The sequence below is a fragment of the Pseudomonas siliginis genome (genome assembly GCF_019145195.1).
In the GTDB taxonomy this organism is placed as follows: Bacteria; Pseudomonadota; Gammaproteobacteria; order Pseudomonadales; family Pseudomonadaceae; genus Aquipseudomonas; species Aquipseudomonas siliginis.
Window position 1 is genome coordinate 153,866 of the sequence record NZ_JAHSTW010000011.1, and the last position, 23,045, is coordinate 176,910.

A 23,045-nucleotide genomic window follows, 5' to 3' on the forward strand; every position below is an offset into this window, starting at 1 on the left:
CTGACAGGTCTGGGTACTCATTCCGTAGTTCAACATCAGCGCTTTCCCACAAGCAACTGTCACGCCTCTGACCGATCAGCCGACAACTGCATAAATAACCACTCGCCCCGCTTGCGCGGCCCTCGCGCCGTCACTAACGTAGCGGCTTTATTGCGCCCCCAGCCTTATACCCCCGCAGGAGCTTCGCCATGGCCTCGCCAGCCCTTTCACATTTTCTTCCCCGGTTCGGCGTTGCCGCAGCAGTGGCCGGTGTCCTCGGCCTGTCCGGTTGCCAGACCTGGAACGCCCAGGACAGCCTGCCACCGACCTCCGGCGTGCAACCGCTCAAGGGCCTGGCGCAGAACGTTTCGGTGCGGCGCAATGCGATGGGCATGCCGCTGATCGAAAGCAACAGCTTCCATGACGCGCTGTTCAGCCTCGGTTACGTCCACGCCAGCGACCGCATCAACCAGATGGTCACCCTGCGCCTGTTGGCTCAGGGCCGGTTGGCGGAAATGTCCGGCGCGTCGATGCTCGATGCCGACCGCTACATGCGCGCGGTCAATCTGAAGAAGAGCGCCGGCGAGCTGTACAAGGCCTCGTCGCCACGGCTCAAGCGCTTCTTCGAGGTGTATGCACGGGGCGTCAACGCCTACCTGTTCCGCTACGCCGACAAGTTGCCGGGCGACCTCGCCGCCAGCGGTTACAAGCCCGAATACTGGAAACCGGAAGATTCGGCGCTGATTTTTGCCCTGCTGAATTTCAGCCAGTCGGCCAACCTGCCGGAGGAAATCCAGTCGCTGGTGCTCGCGCAAACCGTGACCACTGACAAACTCGCCTGGCTGAGCCCGTCGGCGCCCGATGAAAACCTGCCAGTGGCTGAAGCCGACAAGCTGCAAGGCCTCAAGCTCAACGGACAAATTCCGGGGCTGACCGAACTGAGCAACGCCAGTCAGCAACTGTCGGCGCTGAATCTGCTCGCCACACCGACTGCGAACAACTGGGCAATTGCCCCGCAACGCAGCCGTAGCGGCAAAAGCCTGCTGGCCAGCGATGCGCACGGGCCGCTGGCCGCGCCGTCGTTGTGGAGTTTCGTGCAGATCCGTGCGCCGAAATATCAGGCCGCCGGCGTCACGGTTGCCGGTCTGCCGATGGTGCTCGGTGGGTTCAACGGCAAAGTGGCGTGGAGCATGACCAGCGTGCTCGGCGATAACCAGGATCTGTTCCTCGAGAAAATCCGCCGTCAGGGCAGCAGCCTCACTTATGAAGTCAACGGCAAATGGCAGCCGTTGGGCGTGCGCAACGAGACCTACTTCGTCAAAGGCCAGCGGCCGATTCGCGAAGCCGTGTACGAAACCCGCCACGGCGCGCTGCTCAACAGTGCCCAGGCAGCGGCGCAGGGCAGCGGTTTCGGCCTCGCCTTGCAGACGCCAAGCTTCACCGACGACAAAACCCTGGATGCCTTCTTCGACCTGACCCGCGCGCAGAACGTCGAGCGCGCCTCGGACGCCAGCCGCGAAATTCGCGCCATCACCCTGAATCTGGTCTTTGCCGATGCGAGCAATATCGGCTGGCAAGTCACCGGGCGCTTCCCCAACCGTCGCGAAGGCGAAGGCCTGCTGCCCTCGCCGGGCTGGGACGGTCGCTACGACTGGGACGGTTATGCCGACCCGATGCTGCACCCCTACGATCAGGACCCGGCACAAGGCTGGCTCGGCACCGCCAACCAGCGGGTGATTCCCGACGGCTACGGCATGCAGTTGTCGAAATCCTGGGCGGCACCGGAGCGTGGCGAACGCTTGGCGGAAATGGCTGGCAGCGGCAAGCACGACAGCCGCAGCGTGATCGCCATGCAATACGACCAGACCACCACCTTCGCCGCCAAGCTGAAAAAGGTCTTCGAAGCGCCGGGCATGAAACAACCGCTGAAACAGGCGATCGACGCCCTGCCGGAAGCCGAACGCAGCAAGGCGCGCGAAGCCTTCACCCGTTTGATGGCGTTCGACGGCAAGCTCAGCCCGACCTCGGCGGATGCGGCGATTTACGAACTGTTTCTGCAGGAAAGCATGAAGCAGATCTTCCTCGATGAACTGGGTCCTGAGTCGAGCCCGGCGTGGAAGGCCTTTGTCGCCAATGGCGATCTGTCCTACGCGGCGCAGGCCGATCATCTCTTGGGACGTGAGGACAGTCCGTTCTGGGATGATCTGCGCACGCCGCAGAAGGAAGACAAATCCGTGATTCTCGCCCGCAGCCTCGCTGCAGCGATTACAGCGGGAGACAGCCAGTTGGGCGGCGATCATCGCGCCTGGCAGTGGGGCAAACTGCACAGCTATGCGTGGAAGAACAGCAACGGTCAGACTGTGCGCGGGCCGCTGGCAGCCGGTGGCGATCACACCACGCTGAACAGCTCGGCGTTTGCCTGGGGCCAGGACTTCGTCACTACGCGCGCGCCGTCGATGCGCTTTATCGTCGACTTCGGCCAGAGCGAGCCACTGATGGCGCAGAACGGCACGGGGCAGTCGGGCAATCCACTGAGTCCGAATTACCTGAACGGGATCGATGCGTGGCTGAAAGGTCAGTACATCGGCCTGCCGATGCAGCCGCAGAACTTTGATCGGGTGTATGGCAAGACCCGTTTGACCCTCACCCCGGGCAAGTAAGCGCAGTTCCCTCTGTGGGAGCGAGCCTGCTCGCGAAGCCGGAGGCACAGTCAGAATTGATGTGCCTGGTAACCGCTTTCGCGAGCAGGCTCGCTCCCACATTGGCTTTGCATCACCCTTAAAAGCCGATCGAACTTCCAGCCTCACGCCCGCCTCATAGCTAACAAGCCCCCCATTCCGGTCACGACATGGATCTTGTTATTGCCCGACCTGAAGGTCTCTACTGCCCCGCCGGGGATTTCTATATCGATCCGTGGCGGCCGGTCGAGCGTTCGGTGATCACCCATGCCCATGGCGATCACGCGCGCACCGGTAATCAGCACTACCTGTCGAGCAGCGCCAGCGCCGGGATTCTGCGCGCGCGTCTGGGTCAGGACATCCAGTTGCAAACACTCGACTACGGCCAGCGCCTGACCCACCACGGCGTGACCCTGAGCTTTCACCCCGCCGGGCATGTCCTCGGTTCGGCGCAGGTGCGGCTCGAATACGGCGGCGAAGTCTGGGTCGCATCGGGCGATTACAAGGTCGAGCCGGATGGCACGTGCGCACCATTCGAACCGGTGCGCTGCCACACTTTCATCACCGAATCGACCTTCGGCCTGCCGATCTATCGTTGGCAGCCGCAGGCGCAGATCTTCGCCGAGATCAATCAGTGGTGGGCGGCCAATATCGCCGCCGGCAAGGCCAGCGTGCTGTTCTGCTACTCCTTCGGCAAGGCCCAACGCATCCTCCACGGCATCGACGAAACCCTCGGGCCGATCCTCAGCCACGGCGCGGTCGAGCCGTTGAACCGCGTCTACCGCGATGCCGGCGTGTACCTGCCGCCGACGATCTATGCGGGCGACGTAAAAAAAAGCGACCCGATCATGCGTCAGGCGTTGGTCATTGCTCCGCCGTCGGCGGGCGGCAGCACGTGGATGCGCCGTTTTGGCGAGTTCAGCGATGCCTTCGCCAGCGGCTGGATGCGCTTGCGCGGGACCCGACGGCGGCGCGGCGTTGATCGCGGTTTCGTCCTGTCCGACCACGCCGACTGGCCAGGTCTGTTGTGGGCGATCAACCAGACCGGCGCGGAACGGGTGATGGTCACCCACGGCTCGATCGGCGTGCTCGTGCGCCATTTGCGCGAACAGGGCCTGGATGCACAAGGCTTCACCACCGAATACGGCGATGACGAAGACGACAACATCGCCACCGAACCCACCGTTGCCGAGACGTCCCCATGAAAGCCTTCGCCGAGTTATATGCCGAACTCGACGCCACCACGTCGAGCAACGCCAAGCTGGCGGCGATGCAGGTGTACTTCGCACAGGCCGCGCCAGCAGATGCCGCATGGGCGGTGTATTTCCTTTCCGGCGGGCGGCCGCGACAACTGGTACCGGTGCGCATCCTCCGAGAGCTCGCGGTGGAAGTTTCGGGGCTGGAGCCATGGCTGTTCGAAGAAAGCTACCAAGCCGTCGGCGATCTGGCCGAGACCATTTCTCTGGTGCTGCCGGAAAATTCCCACAGCTCCGAGGCCGGTCTTGCCGAATGGATCGAAGACAAGCTGTTGCCACTTCGCGGTGAAACGCCGGAATATCTGGCGCGCCAATTGCCGATGTTGTGGGCGCAACTGGACCGGCCAAGCCTGATGCTGTGCATCAAGCTGATCACCGGCAGTTTCCGCGTTGGCGTGTCGAAGTTGCTGGTCACCCGCGCCCTCGCCTCAATGGCCGGGCTCGACAGCAAACGCGTGGCCCAGCGCCTGGTCGGGTACACCGATCTGTCGAACCGGCCGAACGCCGCCAGCTATCTGAAACTGATCGCCCCGGAATCCGCCGACGAACACGCCCAGCGCGGCGGTCAGCCCTACCCGTTCTTTCTTGCCCACGCGTTGTCGCAACCGGTCGAGGAATTTGAAGCCCTGCTCGGCCCGGCCAGCGATTGGCAGGTGGAATGGAAGTGGGATGGTATCCGCGCGCAAGTGGTCAAGCGCGACGGTAAGCTGTGGGTGTGGTCGCGCGGCGAGGAACTGGTGACCGAGCGCTTCCCCGAATTCGATGTGCTCGTGCACGGTTTGCCCGACGGCACAGTGATCGACGGCGAAATCGTCGTGTGGAAGAGCACCCATCCGACCACCGAAGATGCCTTCGATCCGCAATCCGATGAGCCGCCGGCCGTGCAACCGTTCGCCCTGCTGCAACAACGCATCGGTCGCAAGACCCTCGACAAGAAGATTCTCGAGGAAGTGCCGGTGGTGGTGCTGGCCTACGATCTGCTGGAATGGCAGGGCGAAGACTGGCGCAACCAGCCGCAGGTCAAGCGCCGTGCGCAACTCGAAGAGGTGATCGCGCGCTGCAACAGCCCGGTACTGCTGCCCTCCCCGGTATTGACCGGCGAAGACTGGCTCGACCTTGGCCGCCAGCGCGAAGCGTCACGCAAACTCGGCGTCGAAGGCATGATGCTCAAGGCGCGCGATTCGCTGTATGGCGTTGGCCGGACCAAGGACATGGGCGTGTGGTGGAAGTGGAAGGTCGACCCGTTCAGCGTCGACGCGGTACTGATTTATGCCCAGCGCGGACACGGCCGTCGCGCCAGTCTGTACAGCGATTACACCTTCGCCGTGTGGGACGGTCCGCCGGAATCCAGCCAGCGCTCGCTGGTGCCGTTTGCCAAGGCGTATTCGGGGCTGACCGATGAAGAGATGCGCCAAGTCGACAGCATCGTGCGCAAGACCACCGTGGAGAAATTCGGCCCGGTCAGCAGCGTGAAACCGAGTCTGGTGTTCGAACTCGGCTTCGAAGGCATCGCCCTATCGCGCCGGCACAAGAGCGGCATCGCCGTACGCTTCCCGCGAATGCTGCGCTGGCGCAAGGACAAGACCGTCGAAGAAGCCGACAGCCTCGCGACTCTGCAAGACTTGTTGGCCTGATTCATTCTCGACACATCGCAGACCCTGTGGCGAGGGGATTTATCCCCGCTGGGCTGCGCAGCGGCCCCCAGCAATTTCCCCCTGAAATCGTGCACTCAGTTTTTTGCGCCTGCTGCGCAGCCGATCGGGGATAAATCCCCTCGCCACAGTTTCAACTGCTCTGAGCCACGCGCTTGAACCGAAACAGTGCATGCAAACAGCTATGCCCGTTTCCGGGCATTCAACTACCCTTGCCTCTCTGCACTCGACCTTTTAAAACACCTGTTCGGCACTCTGGTTCGGAAATTGCTACTTTCTATAGGTCGTAAGCGTTGCAGTAACAATAATTCTGCGCCACAAGCGCTCATATTGGTTCTTAGGGATTGAATAATGAAAAAAGCATTGCTGACCCTTTCTGCACTGGCGTTGTGCATGGCCGCCGGCTCCGCGCTGGCCAAGGAATACAAAGAGCTGCGCTTTGGCGTTGACCCTTCGTACGCACCGTTCGAGTCGAAAGCGGCCGATGGCAGCCTGGTCGGGTTCGATATCGATCTGGGCAACGCGATCTGCGCCGAACTGAAGGTCAAGTGCAAATGGGTCGAAAGCGATTTCGACGGCATGATTCCGGGCCTCAAGGCCAACAAATTCGATGGCGTGATCTCGTCAATGACCGTGACCCCGGCGCGCGAGAAGGTCATCGACTTCTCCAGCGAACTGTTTTCCGGCCCGACCGCTTACGTGTTCAAGAAGGGCTCCGGTCTGAGCGCAGACGTCGCGTCGCTGAAGGGCAAGACTGTTGGCTATGAGCAGGGCACCATTCAGGAAGCCTATGCCAAAGCCGTGCTGGACAAGGCCGGTGTGAAAACCCAGGCCTATCAGAACCAGGATCAGGTGTATTCCGACCTGACCTCCGGCCGCCTCGACGCAGCCATCCAGGACATGCTGCAAGCCGAACTGGGCTTCCTCAAGTCGCCGAAAGGCGAAGGTTACGAAGTCAGCCAGCCGGTCGACAGCGAATTGCTGCCGTCGAAAACCGCTATCGGTATCAAGAAAGGTAACACTGAGCTGAAAGCACTTTTGGATAAAGGTATCAAAGCGTTACACGACGACGGCAAATACGCCGAGATTCAAAAGAAACACTTTGGCGACCTGAATCTGTACAGCGGCAAATAATGCCCCGGCGCCCATCCTCGATGGGCGCCTTTTCCATCCGCTCAGGTTGCTGATTTATGTTTGAAACCCTCCTGCAAAATCTGGGGCTGGCCTCGTTCAGTCTGCAGGGCTTCGGCCCATTGCTGCTGCAAGGCACCTGGATGACCATCAAATTATCGGCAATGTCGCTGCTGGTGGCCGTGTTGCTCGGCCTGCTCGGCGCCAGTGCCAAACTGTCGAAAGTCAAACTGGTGCGCCTGCCCGCGCAGCTCTACACCACGCTGATTCGCGGCGTGCCGGATCTGGTGCTGATGCTGTTGATCTTCTACAGCCTGCAAACCTGGTTGACGTCGCTGACCGACTACATGGAATGGGAATACATCGAAATCGACCCGTTCAGCGCCGGCGTACTGACGCTGGGCTTCATTTATGGCGCGTATTTCACTGAAACCTTCCGTGGCGCCATCCTCGCGGTGCCGCGTGGTCAGGTCGAAGCCGCCACCGCGTATGGCCTCAAACGTGGCCAGCGTTTTCGCTTTGTGGTGTTTCCGCAAATGATGCGCTTCGCCCTCCCAGGCATCGGCAACAACTGGATGGTCATGCTCAAGGCCACCGCCCTGGTGTCGATCATTGGCCTCGCCGATCTGGTCAAGGCAGCGCAGGACGCCGGTAAAAGCACCTATCAACTGTTCTACTTTCTGGTCCTTGCCGCATTGATCTATCTGCTGATCACCAGTGCTTCGAACTTTATCCTGCGCTGGCTCGAACGCCGCTACGCCGCCGGTGCCCGGGAGGCCGTACGATGATCGAACTTCTCCAGGAATATTGGCGCGCCTTCCTTTATACCGACGGCCAGAACATCACCGGGCTGGCGATGACGATGTGGCTGCTGACCGCGTCGATCTGCATCGGCTTCGTCGTCTCGATTCCGCTGTCGATTGCCCGCGTCTCGCCGCACTTCTACGTCCGTTGGCCGGTGCAGTTCTACACCTACCTGTTCCGGGGCACGCCGCTGTATATCCAGTTGCTGATCTGCTACACGGGCATTTACAGCCTCGCCGCCGTGCGCGAACAGCCGATCCTCGACAGTTTCTTTCGCGACGCGATGAACTGCACGATCCTCGCTTTCGCTCTCAATACCTGCGCGTACACCACGGAGATTTTCGCCGGGGCGATTCGCAGCATGAATCATGGCGAAGTCGAAGCGGCCAAGGCTTATGGCCTGACCGGCTGGAAGTTGTACGCCTACGTGATCATGCCGTCGGCCTTGCGCCGCTCGTTGCCTTACTACAGCAACGAAGTGATCCTGATGCTGCACTCGACCACCGTGGCGTTCACCGCGACCATTCCCGATATTCTGAAAGTCGCGCGGGATGCCAACTCGGCGACCTTCCTGACCTTCCAGTCGTTCGGCATCGCCGCGCTGATCTACCTGACCATTACTTTTGCGCTGGTCGGCCTGTTCCGCCTCGCCGAACGCCGCTGGCTGGCCTTCCTCGGGCCGACTCACTAGCACCGGTTTGACAATAAAGAGATAACAATGCGCCACCAGATTCATGACTTGCTGGCCCCGCTGCCGGGGACCGCACGGCAGATTCACAGTTTCCACTTCGGCCCACCGCAGGCCAAGGGCAAGGTTTACATCCAGGCGTCGCTGCACGCTGACGAGCTGCCGGGCATGCTGGTCGCCTGGCATCTGAAACAGCGTCTGGCCGAACTGGAAGCTGCCGGCCGCCTGCGCAGCGAAATCGTCCTGGTGCCGGTGGCCAACCCGGTCGGCCTCGAACAAGTGCTGATGGACGTGCCGCTGGGCCGTTACGACCTGGAGAGCGGGCAGAACTTCAATCGCTGGTTCGTCGACCTCAGCGAAGAAATCGGCAACGCCATCGAAGGCCAATTGAACGACGATGCGCAGCACAACCTCGAACTGATCCGTGCCAGCCTGCGCAACGCCCTCGACCGTCAGAAGCCGACCACACAACTGCAATCCCAGCGCCTGACCCTGCAACGCCTGGCCTGCGATGCCGACATGGTGCTGGACTTGCACTGCGACTTCGAATCGGTGGTGCACCTGTACACCACGCCCGAGGCGTGGCCACAGGTCGAGCCCTTGGCGCGCTACATGGAAGCGCAGGCCAGCCTGCTTGCTACAGACTCTGGCGGGCAGTCGTTCGACGAGTGCTTCACCCTGCTCTGGTGGCAGCTGCGCGAGCGCTTCGGTGAGCAGTTCGAGATTCCGCTGGGCAGCTTCTCGGTGACCGTCGAATTGCGCGGCCAGGGCGACGTCAATCACCCACTGGCCAGCCGCGATTGTCAGGCGCTGATCGATTATCTGATCCAGTTCGACGCCATCGTCGGCGAGACCAAGCCGCAACCGCCACTGCCGTACCCTGCCACGCCGCTGGCCGGGGTCGAACCGGTGACCACGCCAGTCGGTGGCCTGTTGGTGTACTGCGCCACACCCGGCCAATACCTGGAAGCCGGCCAGCAGATCGCCGAAATCATTGACCCGGTCCATGACAAGGTCACCCCCATTCATTGCACCGCCGCCGGCCTGCTGTATGCGCGCTCGCTGCGGCGCATGGCCACTGCCGGCATGGTCATCGCCCACGTCGCGGGCGCCCAGGCCTATCGCAGCGGCTACCTACTTTCGCCTTGAGGATGCTCGTCCATGTACAAACTGACCGTTGAAGGCCTGCACAAAAGCTATGGCGATCATCAGGTGCTCAAAGGCGTTTCGCTCAAGGCCAAAACCGGCGACGTGATCAGCTTGATCGGCGCCAGCGGCTCGGGCAAAAGCACCTTTTTGCGCTGCATCAATTTCCTTGAACAACCCAATGACGGCGCCATGAGCCTTGATGGCCAGGCGATCCGCATGGTCACCGACCGGCACGGCATGCACGTTGCCGACGCCGATGAACTGCAACGCCTGCGCACGCGGCTGGCGATGGTGTTCCAGCATTTCAACTTGTGGAGCCACATGACCGTGCTGGAAAACATCACCATGGCCCCGCGCCGGGTGCTCGGTTGCAGCAAACAGGAAGCCGAGGATCGCGCCCGACGTTATCTGGACAAAGTCGGCTTGCCGGCGCGGGTCGCCGATCAATACCCGGCGTTTCTGTCCGGCGGCCAGCAACAACGCGTGGCGATCGCCCGGGCACTGGCGATGGAACCGGAAGTGATGCTGTTCGACGAACCGACCTCGGCACTCGACCCGGAACTGGTCGGCGAGGTGTTGAAAGTGATTCAGGGCCTGGCCGAGGAAGGCCGGACGATGATCATGGTTACCCATGAAATGAGTTTTGCCCGCAAGGTGTCGAATCAGGTGCTGTTTCTGCATCAGGGTCTGGTGGAAGAAGAAGGTGCGCCCGAAGAAGTGCTGGGCAATCCCACGAGTGAACGCCTGAAGCAATTCCTGAGCGGCAATCTTAAATAAGGTTGGCAACCCACCCCTGTGTGGCAGCGAGCCTGCTCGCGAAAGCGGTTTATCAGTCAACATCAATGTTGAATGTGCAATCGCATTCGCGAGCGGGCTCGCTCCCACAGGGGGAATCCATCGACCGACAAAGTTAAACTTGTCGCCCCGCTTCGCTGTCTCTGAAACAACACCTCCAGAGCGCACGCAGCCGGCATGGCGAAATCCCCCGACTTTGCAAAAACCTGGTTCAGCGCCCGCGACTGGAAGCCGTTCGGCTTTCAGAAACAGGTGTGGGCGGCGGTGAAAAACGGCGAGTCCGGCTTGCTCCACGCCAGCACCGGCGCTGGTAAAACCTACGCGGTGTGGTTTGCTGCACTCAACCGCTTCGCCCGCTTGCAACCTCCCGTGGCCACGCCGCGCAAACGCAAACCGCCGGCCGAACCGCTGACGGTGCTGTGGATCACGCCGATGCGCGCCCTCGCCGCCGATACCGCCCGCGCGTTGCAGATTCCGGTGGATGATTTACAGATTCCGTGGTCGATCGGCCTGCGCACCGGCGACACCAGCAGCAGCGAACGCGCCCGCCAGGGCCGACGTCTGCCGACCACGCTGATCACCACCCCGGAAAGCCTGACTCTGCTACTAGCCCGCGCCGATGCGCGCACGGCGTTGTCGACCCTGCGCATGATCGTCGTCGATGAATGGCACGAATTACTCGGCAACAAACGCGGCGTGCAACTGCAACTGGCGCTCGCCCGCCTCCGTCATTGGCAGCCGGAACTGATTGTCTGGGGGGTATCCGCCACCCTCGGTAATCAATCCCACGCGGAGCAAGTGCTGATCCCACAGGGCGGCGGCGTCAGTGTTCAGGGCAAAAGCGAAAAAACCCTGCAAGTCGACACCCTGCTGCCACCGGCCATCGAGCGTTTTCCCTGGGCCGGCCACATCGGTCTGAAGATGCTGCCGCAAGTGGTGGCCGAGCTCGACGCCTGTGCCAGCAGCCTGGTGTTCACCAACACCCGCGCGCAATCGGAGATCTGGTATCAGGCGCTGCTGGAAGCGCGGCCGGACTGGGCCGGGTTGATCGCGCTGCACCACAGCTCACTGTCACGCGATACCCGCGACTGGGTCGAACAGGCGCTGAAGAATGGCCAATTGAAAGCGGTGGTGTGCACCTCGAGCCTGGACTTGGGTGTGGATTTCCTCCCGGTCGAGCGCGTGCTGCAGATCGGCTCGGCGAAAGGCGTTGCGCGGTTGATGCAACGTGCCGGGCGCTCCGGCCACGCGCCGGGGCGCACCTCGCGGGTGACGCTGGTGCCGACCCACAGCCTTGAACTGATCGAAGCGGTTGCCGCACGCGACGCCGTCGAACAGCGGCGCATCGAGCCGCGCCTGTCACCGCACAAGCCGCTGGATGTGCTGGTCCAGCATTTGGTCAGCATGGCCCTTGGCGGTGGCTTTATTCCTGAAGACTTGTACGAAGAAGTCCGTGGTGCCTGGGCTTATCGTGACCTGACAGCGGCAGACTGGGCCTGGGCGCTGGCGTTCGTACGCCATGGCGGGATGTCTCTTACAGCGTATCCGGATTACCGCCGGGTCGAGCCGGACGAACACGGCGTCTGGCGTGTGCCGGATGCGCGTCTGGCGCGGCGCCATCGCATGAGCATCGGCACCATCGTCAGCGACGCGAGCATCAACCTGAAATTCTGGAGCAAGGGCGGCGGCGGCAAACAGCTGGGCAGCGTCGAGGAAGGCTTTATCGCGCGACTGAAACCCGGCGATGGTTTCCTCTTCGCCGGCCGCCTGCTGGAACTGGTGCGGGTGGAAAACATGACCGCCTACGTCAAACGCAGCACCGCGAAAAAGGCTGCCGTGCCGCGCTGGAATGGCGGGCGCATGCCGTTATCCAACGAACTGGCCGAAGCGGTGGTCACGCGCTTCAGCGCCGCTGCTCAAGGTCAATTCAAAGGCCCGGAAATGCACGCGTTGCGGCCGCTGCTGGAGACGCAGATACGCTGGTCCGGTTTGCCCACCACGGAAAAACTGCTGGCCGAGGTATTGAAATCCCGCGAGGGCTGGCACCTTTTCCTCTATCCGTTCGCCGGGCGCCAAGTGCATCTGGGACTGGCGAGCCTGCTGGCATGGCGCGTCAGTCAGCGGCAACCGGTGACCTTCTCGATTGCCGTGAATGATTACGGCCTGGAACTGCTCAGCGCCACGCCGGTGGATTGGGCCACGCATCTCGACGCGCGACTGTTCAATGCCGATGACCTGTTGCTGGACGTGCTCGCCAGTCTCAATGCCGGTGAGCTGGCGTTGCGCCGCTTCCGCGAAATCGCGCGGATCGCCGGGCTGGTGTTCGCCGGGTATCCGGGCGCACCAAAGAGTACCCGCCAGGTGCAGGCGTCGAGTGGCTTGTTTTTCCAGGTGTTCAAACAATACGACGCCGACAATCTGCTCTTGGCCCAGGCCGGGGAAGAAGTCCTACGCGAGGAACTGGATATTCGTCGTCTGGAACAGACACTGGAGCGCATCAATCAGATGAAACTGGACGTGCATCAGGTTAAACGTCCTACACCGTTGGGCTTTCCGCTGCTGGTGGAGCGGATGCGCGAGAGCATGAGTTCGGAAAAACTGGCTGACAGGATCAGAAGAATGGTCGGTGACCTGGAAAAAACCGCTGATAACGGAAAATCGTCGTGAGTGCGTACCCAGTGCGTTTGGCCGGTGAGGAGTTGTGGTTGCTGCCGGAGAAAGCGCTGTATTGGCCAGCGCAGGAAGCATTGCTGATCGCCGATGTGCATTTCGGTAAAGCGGCGGCCTATCGCAGCCTCGGCCAGCCGGTGCCGCATGGCACAACGGCTAGCAACATCGAGGTGATCGACGCGTTGCTGGCGCGGTTGCCGTGTCGCCAGTTGATCTTCCTCGGGGATTTTCTGCATGGGCCTGGCTCACATGTCCCGACCACGCTGAATGCGCTGGCAGAGTGGCGCGCACGGCACGCTGACCTGCCGATGACACTGATTCGCGGCAACCACGACAAACGCGCAGGCGACCCACCAGCCTCGCTGAATATTCGCGTGGTGCCAGAGCCGCTGTTACTCGGGCCGTTTGCCTTGCAGCATGAGCCCGATGCGCATCCCGAACGGCACGTGCTCGCCGGCCACGTTCACCCGGTCTATCGGCTGCATGGCAAAGGTCGGCAGAGTCTGCGCCTGGCTTGTTTCAGACTCGGTGAGCGCATCAGCCTGATGCCGGCATTCGGTGCGTTTACCGGCGGCTATCAGGTCGAGCGCGACGACAGTTGCAAAGTCTTCGTGATCGGCGACAACGAAATATGGCCCGTCAGCTAGATCGCAAATCGATCAGACTGACGGGCCATATTCAGGACAGTGGGTCAGGCGACAGGTGCCGGAGGCGGCTCGTCCGGCAGCGTCGGTTCGCCTGGTTCGGTCGGTTGTTCGTTGGGAGTATCGGGATCGGGCTGGCCGGGCACGCCGCCGGACAGGCTCAAAGACGGATTCGCCAGTAACGACCAGGCCAGAACGCCTATCTGATTGGGCTCAAGCCTTGCCAGTTCAGCGCTGATTCGCGGGTCGATCTTCATAGGGCACTCCTCAGTGAAGGCCCGAATTTGTGTGTAACAAAAACGGGCAGTACACCCCATAGAGTGTCTGCCCGCCAAAGAATTCCCGACATCCGTCGGATGGTCGATCAGGTACGCGGCAAGGTTACGCCACGCTGGCCCTGATATTTGCCGCCACGATCCTTGTAGGAAACTTCACATTCTTCATCGGATTCGAGGAAGAGCATCTGCGCCACGCCTTCGTTGGCGTAGATTTTCGCCGGCAGGTTGGTGGTGTTGGAAAATTCCAGCGTCACATGACCTTCCCACTCAGGCTCGAGCGGAGTGACGTTGACGATGATGCCGCAGCGCGCGTAGGTGCTTTTACCCAGGCAGATGGTCAGCACGTTGCGCGGAATGCGGAAGTACTCGACGGTGCTGGCCAGGGCGAAGGAGTTCGGCGGAATGATGCAGACGTCGCTGTGGATGTCGACGAAGCTGCCGGCGTCGAAGTTCTTCGGGTCGACAATGGCCGAGTTGATGTTGGTGAACACCTTGAAGTGGTTGGTGCAACGCACGTCGTAGCCGTAGCTCGACACGCCGTAGGAAATCACCCGGCTGTCGTCGCTGCCGCGCATCTGGCGCTCGACGAACGGTTCGATCATGCCGTGTTCCTGCGCCATGCGGCGAATCCACTTGTCCGATTTGATGCTCATGGCGGGTTTGTCCTGAATAGCGAGGTGGAAAAATTCTGTCCGGCATCTTACCGGGCGCATCGCCGCGATCAAAGTGCGCAACGCAATTCTCGGCGAACACCCCGTATTTACGCGATGTGGCGACGAACCGTCGCACCGCCGATCCCTAAAACACAGAATCCTTTGCAAGAAACATTGGCACGTTCCGGAAAAAGGGTTAAGGTGGCGTCACTGTGTTGCTTGTGTCACTGAGAATCTCTACACGATATGTTGAATTTCGATCCAACCATCTACAAGAATTTTTCCTGCTCTTTGCACTCAGTCTCGGCCAGGGTTCTTCCTGAGTCGCAGTTATCTTTGTTCAAGGAGTTACACCATGTCTAATCGCCAAACCGGTACCGTTAAGTGGTTCAACGATGAAAAAGGCTTCGGCTTCATCACTCCACAATCCGGTGACGACCTGTTCGTTCACTTCAAAGCTATCCAATCCGACGGCTTCAAAAGCCTGAAAGAAGGCCAACAGGTTTCTTTCATCGCTACCCGCGGTCAGAAAGGCATGCAAGCTGAAGAAGTACAAGTTATCTAACTTGTAGCTTCTTTAGAAAAGAGCCCCGCCCTTAAAAGCGGGGCTTTTTTGTGGGCGCCTGTTTTGCGCTGGCAAAAAAAATCGCGACCCTTGGGGCCGCGATTTTTTGTTTCTGCCCTTACCAGGCGACGCCAAACCCTGCGGTATAACGGGTCTTGTTCAGATCCGCATCGTTGGTGCCGCTGATGATGTCCCGCTCGGCCTTGAGGTTGAGCGAGGCCCAGTCGGTGACCTTGTAGCGCAGGCCCAGCTCGGCATCCAGTGCGTAATCGGCAACGCCCGACAGCGGCTTGCCGACTTCGCCATTGGTGAAGAACTCGACCTTCTTGCCGATCAGATAGCGGTTGTAGTCCCACTTCATCGCGACGGAATAGAAGTTGTCCTTGCTGCCATCGCGGTATTCATAGTCGGTGCGGTTGAGCAACGAGCCCAGCGAGAACGCGCCGAGTTCGTCGTCCCAGAACTGGTAGCCCGGACCGGTACCGACCACGCGTTGACGCGCCAGCTCTTCGATGTGATCACGCTTGTAGTTGATCCGCCCCTGCCAGAACCACTGATCGGTGAGGAAACGGTCGAGAGAGTATTCGGCGCGCCAGTTGTTGGTGGTGGTTTCCGCATCCTGGACTTCGCGGTTGTACTCACCCTCGCCGGTATGGCGCCAGCGGCCATGGCGAGCCGAAGTCTTGAAGGCAACGTCGTAATCGTCGGTGTCCTTTTCGGCGCGCTGATAGTCCAGCGCCAGATCGACGTTACCCTTCCACACCAGGTCGGTGACGATCGGCTTGGGCTTGAGGATCTGCTGAATGCTCGCCAGCTCGACCGTCTTCGGCGCCTCGCCGTTGGCCAGGGTGACCTTGCCATCGTCGGCCGCCGTCAGCGACTTCGATACTTCACCGGCATAGGCGTCCTGCTTCACCAGCAGATGCTGATCGCTGTCGAGGGTCTTGACCTCTTTCCAGTCAATCGCCACTGCGCCGGCGTATTTGGTCTGGATCAACAGCTTGCCGCCGTCGAATACCGTGATAGTGCCACTCAGCTTGTCGCCGTTTTTCAACCAGACGGTGTCGGCAAGCAGGGGCGTGGACGCGCTGAAAACAGCAAGGCACAACAGGGTTCTGGGGAACATAAGCAGATCGGGGGCTCGGAGTTGGCGAAAAGGGTCGGCATTATCCGTAGGATTTTGCCCATGACAAGGACTGACCGGACTATTTCAATTGAGTTCATTTCTCAACTGCACCACGAGCGATTACCCTTGTCGCCTTCATCACGCTAATACTCAGGAGCCGCGTACGTGAAAGACCCGCTCGACAGCGTCGAAAACGATGCGCAAATCCGACGCACGGCACTCTACTCGACGCTCGCGCAAGTGCCCGAAGGCAAAGTCGTCAGTTATGGCCAGTTGGCCGAACTTGCCGGGCTGGGCCGCGCCGCGCGCTGGGTCGGGCGGACTTTGAGCCAGTTGCCCGGCGACACCAAGCTGCCCTGGCACCGCGTACTCGGCGCCGGCGGGCGCATCAGTCTGCCGGTCGGCAGCCCTTCCGGTGACGAGCAGCGCGCGCGATTGCGCATGGAAGGCATCACCGTCCAGAACAATCGTGTGGATATTCGGCGCCATGGCTGGCGTCCGGTAGAGCACAGCGGTTAGAGTGCGCGCTTTGTTTTCGCAATTTTGAGGCAGACTTCAGCCCATGCCCCGTAAAACCTGGCGCGCCGCGCTCGCCGCCTATGCCAGTCCTTCGACGCTCGTGCTGTTGTTGCTCGGTTTTGCCGCCGGCCTGCCGTACATGCTGGTGTTCTCGACGCTCTCCGTATGGCTGCGTGAAGCAGGCGTGGCCCGTGAAACCATTGGCTATGCCAGCCTGATCGGCCTGGCGTACGCGTTCAAATGGGTCTGGTCGCCGCTGCTCGATCAATGGCGCCTGCCCTTACTGGGCAAACTCGGCCGTCGCCGCTCCTGGCTGGTGCTCTCCCAGGCACTGGTGATTCTCGGCCTGATCGGCATGGGATTCTGTGATCCGCAGAAGCATTTGTCCTGGCTGATCGCCATTGCCGTCGTGGTTGCCTTCGCCTCCGCCACGCAAGATATCGCGGTCGACGCCTATCGCCTGGAAATCGCCGATGACAGCCGCCAGGCCGCTCTTGCCGCCAGCTACATGTCCGGTTACCGCGTTGCCGCCCTGCTCGCCACCGCCGGCGCGCTGTTCTTCGCCGAAGGTTTCGGCTCCACCGGCTTCAACTATAAGCACGCAGCTTGGACCGGCACCTATGTGCTGTTCGGCGCATTGATGGTGCCTGCGCTGCTGACCACGCTGTTCATGCGTGAACCACCCGTACCGCTGCGCACGCAGTTACAGGCCGGGCGCTATACGTTCATGCATCAACTGATGTCGGTGTTCGTGCTGATCGTTTTGCTGGTCTCCGTGCCGGCGATGTTCACCCAGCTGTACAACACCGATTTCGCTGGCGTGCTGTTCGGCGACATGAGCCCGCTCGATTTGCTGCTCGAAGACCGCGCCTTTCTGCGCGCCATCCTCTACATATTGCTGACGGGGATGTGCCTGTCGGCCATGGGCCGGCGCGGACTGGCGCCGGTACTGACGCCGATCAATGACTTCATCCTGCGTTATCGCTGGCAGGCGCTGTTGCTGCTGGGTCTGATCGCCACTTACCGGATGTCCGACACGGTAATGGGCGTCATGGCCAACGTGTTTTATATTGACCAGGGTTTCACCAAGGATCAGATCGCCAGTGTGAGCAAGATTTTCGGCCTGATCATGACCCTCGTCGGTGCCGGCATGGGTGGCCTGTTGATTGTGCGTTTCGGCATTCTGCCGATCCTGTTTATCGGTGGTGTATCTTCGGCAGCGACCAACCTGCTGTTCGTCATGCTCGCGGACATGGGCCCGAACCTGCAGATGCTGGTGGTGACCATTTCCCTCGACAACTTCAGTTCGGGCCTGGCGACGTCGGCGTTCGTTGCCTACCTGTCGAGCCTGACCAACCTGAAGTTTTCCGCTACGCAATATGCCCTGCTCAGCTCGATCATGTTGCTGCTGCCGCGCCTGATGGGCGGCTATTCCGGCGTGCTGGTCGAGAAGTTCGGTTATCACAGCTTCTTCCTCATTACCGCCCTGCTCGGCGTGCCGACGCTGCTACTGATCGCGCTGCACTGGTTCCAGGAGCGCCGCCGCGAAGGACAAACACCGACGCCCGAGCCTGCACCGACGCCCGTCACCGAAGAATCGTAGGACGCTTCGCCAATGGCGGGAGGAATCCCGCCGCTGACGCCCTCGCCCGGCCACACTTCTGTACGTCAGCAAAACTCGCCGGTACACTGCTCCGTCATTTCCAGTCATAGCAACCGACAACGGCCAACCATGCGCACCAGTCAATTTTTGCTCGCCACACAGAAAGAAACGCCTTCCGACGCGGTCGTGATCAGCCACCAGCTGATGCTGCGCGCCGGCATGATCCGCAAGCTTGCCTCGGGCCTGTACACCTGGCTGCCGATGGGCCTGCGAGTCATGCGCAAGGTCGAAGCCATCGTTCGCGAAGAGATGAACGCTGCCGGTTCTCTGGAAGTGTTGATGCCGAGCACCCAACCGGCCGAGCTGTGGCAGGAATCGGGGCGCTGGGAAGAATACGGCCCTGAGCTGCTGCGCATCAAAGACCGCCACGGTCGTGACTTCTGCGCGGGCCCGACCCACGAAGAAGTGATCACCGATCTGATGCGCAACGAGTTGAGCAGCTACAAACAGCTGCCAATCAACCTGTACCAGATCCAGACCAAATTCCGCGACGAAATACGCCCGCGCTTCGGTTTGATGCGCGGCCGCGAATTCATCATGAAGGACGCCTACTCCTTCCACGCCGATCAGGCGTCGCTGCAGATCACTTATGACCGCATGCATGAAGCCTACTGCAACATCTTCACGCGTCTGGGTCTGAAATTCCGTCCGGTAGAAGCCGACAACGGTTCGATCGGTGGTGCCGGTTCCCACGAATTCCACGTGCTGGCCGAGTCCGGCGAAGACGATATCGTCTTCAGCAACGGTTCCGACTACGCGGCGAACATCGAAAAAGCCGAAGCGGTGCCACGGGAGACCTCGCGCCTTGCGCCAACCGAAGAACTGCGTCTGGTCGACACGCCGGACACCAAAACCATCGCCGCCCTGGTGGAAAAATTCAATCTGCCGATTGAAAAGACCATCAAGACCCTGATCGTCCACGCCGAAGAACAAGGCAAGCTGATCGCGCTGGTGATTCGTGGCGACCACGAACTGAACGAGATCAAGGCTGCCAACCAGCCTGGCGTGGCCAGCCCGCTGGTGATGGCCTCCGATGCCGAACTGCGTGACGCGATTGGCGCCGGCGCCGGCTCGCTCGGCCCGCTGAACCTGCCGCTGCCGATCATCATCGACCGCTCGGTGGCGATGATGAGCGACTTCGGCATTGGCGCGAACATCGACGACAAGCACTATTTCGGCGTGAACTGGGAGCGCGATCTGCCGGTTCCGACCGTTGCCGACCTGCGCAACGTCGTCGCCGGCGATCCAAGCCCGGACGGCAAAGGCACGCTGGAAATCAAGCGCGGCATCGAAGTCGGGCACATCTTCCAGCTGGGCAACAAATACAGCAAGGCGATGAAGTGCGAAGTGCTGGGCGAAAACGGCAAGCCAGTGACCCTGGAAATGGGCTGCTACGGCATTGGCGTTTCCCGCGTGGTGGCTGCTGCCATCGAGCAGAACAACGACGCCAACGGCATTATCTGGAGCGACACCCTGGCGCCATTCCAGATCGCGCTGGTACCGCTGCGCTATGAAACCGAGCAGGTGCGCGAAGCCACTGACAAGCTCTATGCCGAACTGACGGCGGCCGGCTTCGAAGTGCTGCTGGACGATCGCGACAAGAAAACCAGCCCGGGCATCAAGTTTGCGGACATGGAGCTGATCGGCATTCCACACCGGATCGTGGTCAGCGACCGCGGCCTCGCCGAAGGCAACCTGGAATACAAGAGTCGTTCCGAAGCAGAGGCGCAAGCACTGCCGGTGGCCGATGTTGTGTCCTTCCTTCAGGCCCGTATCCGCCGCTGAAACCAGATAGAGACGTCATGTTCAAGCGAAACACCTTAGGCCTCGGTGGCGCCGCCCTGTGCGGCGCCCTGCTGGTCAGCGGCTGCGCCAATCACATGTCGCAACGCAGCGAGCACGAAGAGCGGGTCGAGCGAAAGTTGCTCGATCACAGCCTGCAGATCGATGTCGGCGAGCCCAAGGTGCTCGAGCTGCCGCAGCGACGCGTGAAGATCAACGAGCAGAAGACTTTCGAGGTCACCGAGTTCGAGGTCACCCGTCGTTACGACCGCTACACGCCTTACCAACCCTGGCGCGAAGTCTACGAGATTCCGCTGGGGGCGGTGGCCGTGGTCGGTGGTGTCGGTGCGAACGTGGTCAACGTGTTCGCTCTCGGTAACCTGCCGGACAGCGTCACCAAGGATTGGCTGAGCTACGGTTTCGCCGGGCTCAACCCGTTCATGAACGTGCAGTCCAACGGTCGCGCGCAGCAGAACCTCGCGGGCATCGACGAAGTCCAGCGCGACAAGCGCACGGAGTATTCGAGCCTGCCGTGGAGCGAACGACCGGTGCAGGTCAAGGCCGGCAAGCAGACCTTCGACATGACCACCGACCGCAACGGTGTGCTGCGCTTGAATCTGCTCGATAGCCCGTTCGCCGAACATGACCTCAACCATGTTGGCCGCTTGCAGATCAGTGTCGAAGACGCCAAGGACGATGTGCATTCCGACTCGACCCTGATGCTCAGCGGCCACCTGCGCGGCAAGTTGATTGAGGCGCACGGGCTGATTTATGACGATCTGGAAGATGACGAGGTGAGCCATTGGGTACACCGGGTCAAACGCCTGTCGGAGCTGGGTCTGGAAGAAGAAGCCAGCGAACTGGAACAGAGCCTGATCGAACTGACCCGCAATGATCCTGAGTTGCAGACTGAGTTTCTCAAGTCTCTGGCCAAGGATGCCGGGCGTCTGGTGGCTGATCCGGGACCGAATTAAAGCTTAGAAGCTTCGCGAGCAGGCTCGCTTCCCCAGAGGATGCATCCAAATGTGGGAGCGAGCCTGCTCGCGAAGAGGCCCTGCCAGGCACCGCGAATCTACCGCTCAAACAACTCCATCTGCTCAAACCCGCCGCGCAGATCCTCCAGCCTCACTCCTACCCCCAACAGCCGCACCGGCTTGCCGCCGCGGTTGAACGCCTGCGTCAGCATCAACTGATAACTGCCCAGGTCCCGCCCTGCCCCGGCCTGTTCCAGCGTGGTCTGGGTGAAATCATGAAATTTGACTTTGACGAACGGCTTGCCCGGTCGATAACTGCTGTCGATCCGCGCCATGCGGGTTTTCAGGGTATCGAGCAGCTCGGGCAATTTGTCCAGGCAGCTGCGCAAGTCCGGCAGATCAACGTCGTAGGTGTTTTCCACGCTGATCGACTGACGACGGCTGTCGTTGTGCACCAGCCGGTCATCGATTCCACGGGCCAGATTCCACAAGCGCTCGCCGAAGCTGCCGAATTCGCGCACCAGCGCCAGCCTGCCCCACTCGCGCAGATGCTGGCAGTCAACGATGCCGAGCTTGCCGAGCTTGTCGGCGGTGACCTTGCCGACGCCGTGCAGCTTGCTCACCGGCAGACCACTGACGAAATCCTCGACCTGATCCGGGGTGATCACGAACAAACCGTTGGGTTTTTTCCAGTCGCTGGCGATCTTCGCCAGAAATTTGTTTGGCGCAACGCCTGCGGAAACGGTGATGTGCAATTGGCTGGAGACCCGGCGGCGAATGTCCTGGGCGATGCGCGTGGCGCTGCCGCCGAAATGCGCGCTGTCCGAAACATCGAGGTAAGCCTCGTCCAGCGAAAGCGGCTCGATCAGGTCGGTGTAGTCGGCAAAGATCGTATGAATTTCTTTCGAAGCTTCGCGATAAGCCTCCATGCGCGGCTTGACGATGGTCAGGTCCGGGCACAATTTCAACGCGTGACCGGAAGCCATGGCCGAGCGCACACCATAGGCGCGCGCTTCATAGTTGCAGGTGGCGATCACCCCGCGCCGATCCGCCGAACCACCCACCGCCAACGGCTTGCCGGCCAGACGCGGATCATCGCGCATCTCGATGGCGGCGTAGAAACAGTCACAGTCGATGTGGATGATTTTTCGCTGGGTCATGTCGGAAAAAGACAACGTGGCAAGCCGGAGCGGCAGTATCTCATTGGTACCTGTATATAGCACCAGTGGTTGAATGTTCTTTTCCGACCGTAGGAGATTTCCGATGAATTTATTTTTTCAATCACAGATCAGCGCGCAATAGAGCTGAAACCCTTGCGCCACTTGCCCTGCGCGCCGGTCGCCCGCCCGGAAAAGACGCTAAGCGCTTGAACCTCAACAGATTTATCCAGATCGGCGGTTGACACACTCGCGAACCTCTGTAGAATGCCGCCACACAGACGCGGGATGGAGCAGTCTGGTAGCTCGTCGGGCTCATAACCCGAAGGTCGTCGGTTCAAATCCGGCTCCCGCAACCAAACATCAGAAAAGGCTACTCGAAAGAGTGGCCTTTTTTGTGCGCGTCTGTTTTGCAAACGGGCGCCCCGCTCAATCGCTGGCGAAACGGCAATTCGTTGCATTTCCGAAACTTACGCATTACCTGCGACCGTTCGCCGCGATTTCGCAGTTATTTGGCCGATTACAGGATTAGCGGTTGACACCTCGTCGTTCGCCTGTAGAATGCCGCCACACAGACGCGGGATGGAGCAGTCTGGTAGCTCGTCGGGCTCATAACCCGAAGGTCGTCGGTTCAAATCCGGCTCCCGCAACCAAACATCAAAAAAGGCTACTCGAAAGAGTGGCCTTTTTTGTATCTGTTGAAAAAGTCCTTTCGCAACAATGATCTGTCACTGTGCAGTGAACCGCTGGGGATCATCAGAACCACTGACTTGCGACTATGCTTGAGTCGCAGACAGGGTTTCTGCAATCCAGGAACTGCCCTCGCCGATGCCCGACGAGAGGCGTAGTATTTTGTGATTATTTTTTTCTACAGGGATTGGT

At 60.6% G+C, this 23,045-nt stretch carries 19 protein-coding genes and 2 tRNA genes; 17 read left to right on the forward strand and 4 right to left on the reverse strand.

Translation table 11 applies throughout. The features are described from left to right. Positions 1-188 precede the first annotated feature (188 nt). The 10 genes from KVG87_RS21800 to pdeM all read left to right on the forward strand — a co-directional run bounded on the left by KVG87_RS21800 (position 189) and on the right by pdeM (position 13,449). Positions 189-2,639 carry a penicillin acylase family protein gene (locus tag KVG87_RS21800; protein ID WP_217852532.1) on the forward strand — a complete coding sequence of 817 codons (2,451 nt, stop codon included), beginning with the start codon at positions 189-191 and terminating at the stop codon, positions 2,637-2,639. A 188-nt stretch (positions 2,640-2,827) separates the two neighbouring features. Next, a complete protein-coding gene (locus tag KVG87_RS21805) occupies positions 2,828-3,862 on the forward strand; it encodes a ligase-associated DNA damage response exonuclease (protein ID WP_217852534.1) in 1,035 nt (344 codons plus the stop codon). Beyond that, positions 3,859-5,547: an ATP-dependent DNA ligase gene (locus KVG87_RS21810; protein ID WP_217852537.1), complete on the forward strand. Its 1,689-nt coding sequence runs from the start codon at positions 3,859-3,861 to the stop codon at positions 5,545-5,547. The genes KVG87_RS21805 and KVG87_RS21810 overlap by 4 nt, the downstream gene beginning before the upstream one ends. A gap of 369 nt (positions 5,548-5,916) precedes the next feature. Further along, positions 5,917-6,699 carry a transporter substrate-binding domain-containing protein gene (locus tag KVG87_RS21815; protein ID WP_024011901.1) on the forward strand — a complete coding sequence of 261 codons (783 nt, stop codon included), beginning with the start codon at positions 5,917-5,919 and terminating at the stop codon, positions 6,697-6,699. 56 nt (positions 6,700-6,755) lie between these two features. Beyond that, complete coding sequence (locus KVG87_RS21820) at positions 6,756-7,484, forward strand: ABC transporter permease (RefSeq protein WP_016771383.1); 729 nt, start codon at positions 6,756-6,758, stop codon at positions 7,482-7,484. Beyond that, entirely contained in the window at positions 7,481-8,191 is a 711-nt protein-coding gene (locus KVG87_RS21825; protein WP_130912856.1) for an ABC transporter permease, read from the forward strand. The genes KVG87_RS21820 and KVG87_RS21825 overlap by 4 nt, the downstream gene beginning before the upstream one ends. 27 nt (positions 8,192-8,218) lie before the next feature. Further along, positions 8,219-9,337, forward strand: coding sequence for a succinylglutamate desuccinylase/aspartoacylase family protein (locus KVG87_RS21830; RefSeq protein WP_041478065.1), 1,119 nt, complete (start codon positions 8,219-8,221; stop codon positions 9,335-9,337). Positions 9,338-9,349: 12 nt separating this feature from the next. Continuing rightward, positions 9,350-10,114 (forward strand): ABC transporter ATP-binding protein, encoded by a 765-nt coding sequence (locus KVG87_RS21835; protein ID WP_217852539.1) that lies wholly within the window; start codon positions 9,350-9,352, stop codon positions 10,112-10,114. A gap of 195 nt (positions 10,115-10,309) precedes the next feature. Further along, positions 10,310-12,799, forward strand: a complete 2,490-nt coding sequence (locus tag KVG87_RS21840) for a ligase-associated DNA damage response DEXH box helicase (RefSeq protein WP_217852541.1) — start codon at positions 10,310-10,312, stop codon at positions 12,797-12,799. Then, entirely contained in the window at positions 12,796-13,449 is a 654-nt protein-coding gene (gene pdeM, locus KVG87_RS21845; protein WP_016771388.1) for a ligase-associated DNA damage response endonuclease PdeM, read from the forward strand. The genes KVG87_RS21840 and pdeM overlap by 4 nt, the downstream gene beginning before the upstream one ends. A 44-nt stretch (positions 13,450-13,493) precedes the next feature. On the opposite strand, the gene KVG87_RS21850 is transcribed toward pdeM, so the two are convergent. Further along, on the reverse strand, positions 13,494-13,703 hold the full coding sequence (locus KVG87_RS21850) for a hypothetical protein (RefSeq protein ID WP_016771389.1): 210 nt from the start codon (positions 13,701-13,703) through the stop codon (positions 13,494-13,496). Between the two features lie 107 nt (positions 13,704-13,810). Beyond that, complete coding sequence (gene dcd, locus KVG87_RS21855; protein WP_007940589.1) at positions 13,811-14,377, reverse strand: dCTP deaminase; 567 nt, start codon at positions 14,375-14,377, stop codon at positions 13,811-13,813. A 355-nt stretch (positions 14,378-14,732) separates the two neighbouring features. Between dcd and KVG87_RS21860 the strand changes: the two genes are divergently transcribed. Beyond that, positions 14,733-14,942, forward strand: a complete 210-nt coding sequence (locus KVG87_RS21860; RefSeq protein ID WP_002554837.1) for a cold-shock protein — start codon at positions 14,733-14,735, stop codon at positions 14,940-14,942. 118 nt (positions 14,943-15,060) lie between these two features. Here KVG87_RS21860 and KVG87_RS21865 read toward each other — a convergent pair whose 3' ends face one another. Beyond that, entirely contained in the window at positions 15,061-16,068 is a 1,008-nt protein-coding gene (locus KVG87_RS21865) for a DUF481 domain-containing protein (protein ID WP_024011896.1), read from the reverse strand. 165 nt (positions 16,069-16,233) lie between these two features. Here KVG87_RS21865 and KVG87_RS21870 point away from each other — a divergent pair, with 165 nt between their 5' ends. From KVG87_RS21870 to KVG87_RS21885, 4 genes are all read left to right on the forward strand, one after another. Then, positions 16,234-16,587: an MGMT family protein gene (locus KVG87_RS21870; RefSeq protein WP_016771391.1), complete on the forward strand. Its 354-nt coding sequence runs from the start codon at positions 16,234-16,236 to the stop codon at positions 16,585-16,587. Positions 16,588-16,630: 43 nt separating this feature from the next. Then, positions 16,631-18,190: an AmpG family muropeptide MFS transporter gene (locus KVG87_RS21875; RefSeq protein WP_024011895.1), complete on the forward strand. Its 1,560-nt coding sequence runs from the start codon at positions 16,631-16,633 to the stop codon at positions 18,188-18,190. A gap of 129 nt (positions 18,191-18,319) precedes the next feature. Then, on the forward strand, positions 18,320-20,035 hold the full coding sequence (locus KVG87_RS21880) for a proline--tRNA ligase (protein ID WP_217852544.1): 1,716 nt from the start codon (positions 18,320-18,322) through the stop codon (positions 20,033-20,035). A 17-nt stretch (positions 20,036-20,052) separates the two neighbouring features. After that, on the forward strand, positions 20,053-21,006 hold the full coding sequence (locus KVG87_RS21885) for a hypothetical protein (protein ID WP_217852547.1): 954 nt from the start codon (positions 20,053-20,055) through the stop codon (positions 21,004-21,006). Positions 21,007-21,104: 98 nt separating this feature from the next. On the opposite strand, the gene dinB is transcribed toward KVG87_RS21885, so the two are convergent. After that, a complete protein-coding gene (gene dinB, locus KVG87_RS21890; protein ID WP_217852553.1) occupies positions 21,105-22,166 on the reverse strand; it encodes a DNA polymerase IV in 1,062 nt (353 codons plus the stop codon). A 279-nt stretch (positions 22,167-22,445) separates the two neighbouring features. Here dinB and KVG87_RS21895 point away from each other — a divergent pair. After that, positions 22,446-22,522, forward strand: a tRNA-Met gene (locus KVG87_RS21895). Positions 22,523-22,739: 217 nt separating this feature from the next. Beyond that, positions 22,740-22,816: transfer RNA gene (locus KVG87_RS21900), tRNA-Met, on the forward strand. Positions 22,817-23,045 lie beyond the last annotated feature (229 nt).

What these genes read in the sequence shown, in the direction of transcription:
- KVG87_RS21800 (WP_217852532.1), top strand. Translation starts at nt 189, where the DNA reads ATGGCCTCGCCAGCCCTTTCACATTTTCTTCCCCGGTTCGGCGTTGCC.
- KVG87_RS21805 (WP_217852534.1), top strand. Translation starts at nt 2,828, where the DNA reads ATGGATCTTGTTATTGCCCGACCTGAAGGTCTCTACTGCCCCGCCGGG.
- KVG87_RS21810 (WP_217852537.1), top strand. Translation starts at nt 3,859, where the DNA reads ATGAAAGCCTTCGCCGAGTTATATGCCGAACTCGACGCCACCACGTCG.
- KVG87_RS21815 (WP_024011901.1), top strand. Translation starts at nt 5,917, where the DNA reads ATGAAAAAAGCATTGCTGACCCTTTCTGCACTGGCGTTGTGCATGGCC.
- KVG87_RS21820 (WP_016771383.1), top strand. Translation starts at nt 6,756, where the DNA reads ATGTTTGAAACCCTCCTGCAAAATCTGGGGCTGGCCTCGTTCAGTCTG.
- KVG87_RS21825 (WP_130912856.1), top strand. Translation starts at nt 7,481, where the DNA reads ATGATCGAACTTCTCCAGGAATATTGGCGCGCCTTCCTTTATACCGAC.
- KVG87_RS21830 (WP_041478065.1), top strand. Translation starts at nt 8,219, where the DNA reads ATGCGCCACCAGATTCATGACTTGCTGGCCCCGCTGCCGGGGACCGCA.
- KVG87_RS21835 (WP_217852539.1), top strand. Translation starts at nt 9,350, where the DNA reads ATGTACAAACTGACCGTTGAAGGCCTGCACAAAAGCTATGGCGATCAT.
- KVG87_RS21840 (WP_217852541.1), top strand. Translation starts at nt 10,310, where the DNA reads ATGGCGAAATCCCCCGACTTTGCAAAAACCTGGTTCAGCGCCCGCGAC.
- KVG87_RS21850 (WP_016771389.1), bottom strand. Translation starts at nt 13,703, where the DNA reads ATGAAGATCGACCCGCGAATCAGCGCTGAACTGGCAAGGCTTGAGCCC.
- dcd (WP_007940589.1), bottom strand. Translation starts at nt 14,377, where the DNA reads ATGAGCATCAAATCGGACAAGTGGATTCGCCGCATGGCGCAGGAACAC.
- KVG87_RS21860 (WP_002554837.1), top strand. Translation starts at nt 14,733, where the DNA reads ATGTCTAATCGCCAAACCGGTACCGTTAAGTGGTTCAACGATGAAAAA.
- KVG87_RS21865 (WP_024011896.1), bottom strand. Translation starts at nt 16,068, where the DNA reads ATGTTCCCCAGAACCCTGTTGTGCCTTGCTGTTTTCAGCGCGTCCACG.
- KVG87_RS21875 (WP_024011895.1), top strand. Translation starts at nt 16,631, where the DNA reads ATGCCCCGTAAAACCTGGCGCGCCGCGCTCGCCGCCTATGCCAGTCCT.
- KVG87_RS21880 (WP_217852544.1), top strand. Translation starts at nt 18,320, where the DNA reads ATGCGCACCAGTCAATTTTTGCTCGCCACACAGAAAGAAACGCCTTCC.
- KVG87_RS21885 (WP_217852547.1), top strand. Translation starts at nt 20,053, where the DNA reads ATGTTCAAGCGAAACACCTTAGGCCTCGGTGGCGCCGCCCTGTGCGGC.
- dinB (WP_217852553.1), bottom strand. Translation starts at nt 22,166, where the DNA reads ATGACCCAGCGAAAAATCATCCACATCGACTGTGACTGTTTCTACGCC.